Raw genomic sequence first — 4,354 nt, forward strand, 5'->3', positions numbered from 1 at the left:
TGAATTACTTGCGTTAAGTCAAACGAGCAAAGCCGAACTTGTTGATACTTTGCCATGGCGAGCAAATATCCAACTTTAGTGAAAATAAATAATTTTAGTCATATGAAAGCAAAAACAAATTATTTTTTCGTTTTATTGGCATTTGCTATATGCCAACCCGCCCAACCTCAATCGAGCAAAAGGTTAAGCGATGTTACCCTAATGCATGAGATGCGCGCAACACCTTCGCCATTAAACAATGCGGTGGTATCGGATAAAAATGTCTCGTTTATGTGGCCACTGTCCAATCATAAGTCCTACTACATGGAGAACAGTCCTGCATGGAAGAAACCCAAAGAAAACGATACGAATTATCGCATCCGGTTTTCGAAAGATCCGTCGTTCAACGACAAGCTGTTCAGTGCAAGCAGTTCCTGGCCATTTTACAACCCGGATAATGAACTTTCTCCAGGAACCTGGTACTGGCAATTCGGATATGTACGTGGCGACACCACGGAGTGGTCCGATATATTACAATTCAACGTGATGGAAAATCCCGAAAAATTTATCCCTCCCTCCTACAAATCTCTGATGGAAAAATTACCTCGGGAGCATCCACGGGTGTTGGTTTTTGAGAGTGAATGGACTGATTTCATCCAAAAGAGCAGGGAAAAAGAGGAACGCGAATGGTATATTCAAAAGGCAAATGAAATCATAAACACGGAACGTGTCAATCTCGATGAAGCCATAAACACAAGTTTTATGGAAGGACTGGAGAATGAGGTGAAAAAAAAGGCAATGATCACCCGTGAAAGCCGTAGGATTGTGGACCGTGAGGAACAAAATATCGATGTATTGACAAGGGCATACCTCTTAACGAAGAAAAGAGCTTACCTGGATGACGCCATGAAGCGGATTGAAGAGATGGTATCCTGGAAAAACAGTCCACACCTGGTGGGAGACTTTAATCAGGCAACCCTTTTGTCCGTAACATCGCTGGCGTATGATTCTTTTTACCAAATGTTAACGGAAAAACAGAAAAAAATGCTCCTGCATGAAATAAAAGAAAACGGAAGCGACCTATTCAGCGATTTCGCCAATCGGCTGGAAAACCATATCGCAGACAACCACAATTGGCAAATGAACTTCCGCATATTCACCATGGCGGCTTTTGCCGTGTATGGAGAAATACCGGAAGCCGGCCTGTGGACCGAGTACGCATACAACTTATGGCTGGCTCGTTTTCCGGGATTAAATAAGGATGGCGCCTGGCATAATGGCGATTCCTACTTCCACACAAACATACGCACACTGGTAGAAGTTCCCTATTTTTACACCAAAGTAACCGGCTACGATTTCTTCAGAGACCCCTGGTATAAAGGTTCTGCCATGTATGTGATCTTCCAGCAACCCCCCTTTTCAAAATCAGGTGGTAATGGCAGCTCCCACCAAAATGTGACCACCCCCAGAGGTACCCGGGTGGCCTATGCAGATGCCCTTGCACGACTGACCAACAACTCGTTTTTATCTGATTACGTAGAAGTAATATCGGAGTCGGAGCCGGATATCATGAAACAAAGCTTCGGATCAAAACCGGGCGACTTGTCGTGGTTTCGAGTCCATTGCAACACCCCTTTGCCAAAAGGAGACAAACTGGCCGGTTTGCCCTTATCGTATGTTTTTCCACAGACAGGTCTGGCATCCTTCATGTCTGACTGGAAAGATTTGAACCGGAACGCCATGTTCACTTTTCGCTCCAGTCCCTATGGCTCTACTTCTCATGCCCTGGCCAATCAAAATGCGTTCAATACCTTTTACGGAGGGAAAGCATTATTCTACAGCACCGGACACCATTCAAGCTTTATTGATGCTCACAGCTTCTTTTCCCATCGCAGCACACGTGCACACAACACGATCTTAATTAACGGTATGGGCCAAAAAATTGGTACGGAAGGGTATGGATGGATACCGAGATATTACGAAGGTACAAAAATCAGCTATGTAACCGGAGATGCCTCCAATGCCTACGGGGAAGTCATTTCACCCATATGGAAAGAGCGTGCTGAAAAGTCGGGGCTGAGCCTTTCTCCGGAAAACGGCTGGGACAAAAATCACTTGCTCACTTACCGGCGCCATATTGTAAAATTGGGAGATGCCGGCCTGGTGTTTATCTATGATGAATTGGAAGCCGATACACTGGTCCATTGGAATTATCTGCTTCATACCATAGAAAATCCAATGACAATCGTACAAAAGGAACACGCAATTCAGATCCGGGCAACGAACGAAAAAGGGACTTCTGATGCATATTTGTTTTCGAATGACGAATTAGAGGTGGAGATGACCAATAAATTTTTTACTCCTGCACTCAACTGGCTAAAGGCAAACAATGAAGGATACTTTGAACCTTACAAAAACCACTGGCATTTTGAAGCTACTACGCCGATGCGAAAGATTTACCGGTTTGCGACAATCATCAACACACACGATCGAAAAGAACAAGGAATAGTGCCTGAGCGTATTTCCGATACGGAGATACGGGCCGGAAACTGGTCCATCACTTTCAACTTGTCGCCAAGAGGAAAAGCATCGTTTTCTATTGATAACAGAACAGACGATATAAAACTCATCTATGACGACATAACAACCATTCAGGAAAACGGAATCACCACAATCCTAAAGGATGAACTCCCGGAACTTGAGATATAGACCAATCATGAGTCTGCAAGCCAGGAGATTACAAACTTAAAGTCCTTTTTTTTGAACAATATTTAAACAAATACACACAAATTTGAAAGTATTAAAAAAGTATTTTAACATGCGTTTACGTTATCTGACGTACTTTTGCTTCCATCATGAATTTTTTAATGAAAAACAAACATTGAATTAAACTGTGAATAATTATGAGAAATTACTTGAAAGTTTTTTTGTTTTTTTTAATTTTTACCGGAACGGCTTACGGCCAATCACACGTGGTGACCGGTAAAATTATCGATGAACAAGGCTACGAGGCTATCGGGGCGACAGTTCTGATAAAAGGAACCTCAACCGGAGTAGTCACGGATATTAATGGCGTTTATCAAATTAATATCCCTAATCCCAACACAGACATACTGGTGTTTTCTTACATCGGAATGAAAACCCAGGAAATAGCTGTGAACGGACAAAAAAATATCAATGTCACATTTGAATCCAGCTCAGTGATGCTCGATGAAGTCGTGTCCATTGGCTATGGGACGAGCAGAAGAGGAGATCTGACGGGTTCCGTTACTTCCGTGAAAAGTACGGAATTAATAAAAGTCCCGACTGCTGACGTAACCCAGAGTTTAGCGGGAAGAATGGCCGGTGTACAAGTACTGCAAAACGAAGGCGCCCCGGGATCCTCTATTTCGATACGGGTACGCGGAGGAATTTCTATCACGCAAAGCAATGAGCCGCTTTATATCATCGACGGCTTCCCCAGTGAGGATGGGATGGCCACCCTGGATCCCTCCGAAATAGAATCAATTGATATTCTGAAAGATGCGTCTGCCACCGCAATCTATGGAGCACGCGGTGCGAACGGCGTTGTATTGATCACAACCAAGAGCGGCTTAAAAGACGGACAGAAACTAACCATCTCGTTTGATACGTATGTCGGATTTAAAAATGTTTCTAACAGCCTGCCGGTACTCTCTACCGAAGAATTTGCATTACTGGATTACGAAAGGAGATACGGCGCAAACAGGGACACAGGCATCGAGAATTTCGAAAAACTGTACGGTCCCTTCAGCGACATTCGTACAAACTACGGTAACCGTGGGGGTATCGACTGGCAAAAGGAAACATTGGGAAGAACCGCCTATACCCAAAATTACCGTATCGGGTTAAACGGAGGTACAAAGGAGATGCAATATAATCTTTCCTACCTGTTTTTTAAAGATCAGGGAGCAATGGTTTATAGCGGAAATGACAAAAATAATATTTTGCTGAATATCAACCACAAACCCAACGATAAGTTTTCAATCTCCGGAAGAGTCAACTATGACCAGATAAAAGTATACGGAATGGGTACATCCGAAAACGGAGACCGTTTCAATAAAATGCAGCACATTCTTCAATACAGGCCGACAGTAGGCATTAACGGTACGGACGACCTCCTTCTCGGCGACGAAGACCCGCTGTTAATGGATGATAGCGGCAATGTGATGCAGAATCCTTTGATTTCGGCAGAAGAGGAGACAAACAACAAGGAATACAGGACCATACAGGCAAGCGAAAGTTTCACCTATAAATTTCTTAAAAACTGGTCTTTCAGAAACAGCTCCGGAATTCGTTACCAGACACGCCGGGATGAAGTATTCTTCGGTGATCGCTCAATCATCGCCAAAAGATC

The 4,354-nt window shown here is 43.6% G+C and carries 2 protein-coding genes; both read left to right on the forward strand.

Annotated elements, in window-relative coordinates:
* Positions 1–102 precede the first annotated feature (102 nt).
* Positions 103–2,688: a DUF4962 domain-containing protein gene (locus B3Z75_RS00260; protein WP_294066382.1), complete on the forward strand. Its 2,586-nt coding sequence runs from the start codon at positions 103–105 to the stop codon at positions 2,686–2,688.
* A gap of 194 nt (positions 2,689–2,882) precedes the next feature.
* The coding region (locus B3Z75_RS00265; protein ID WP_294066385.1) for a SusC/RagA family TonB-linked outer membrane protein at positions 2,883–4,354 on the forward strand (1,472 nt) is incomplete at its 3' end.

It is taken from the genome of Proteiniphilum sp. UBA1028, assembly GCF_002316955.1.
GTDB lineage: Bacteria > Bacteroidota > Bacteroidia > Bacteroidales > Dysgonomonadaceae > Proteiniphilum.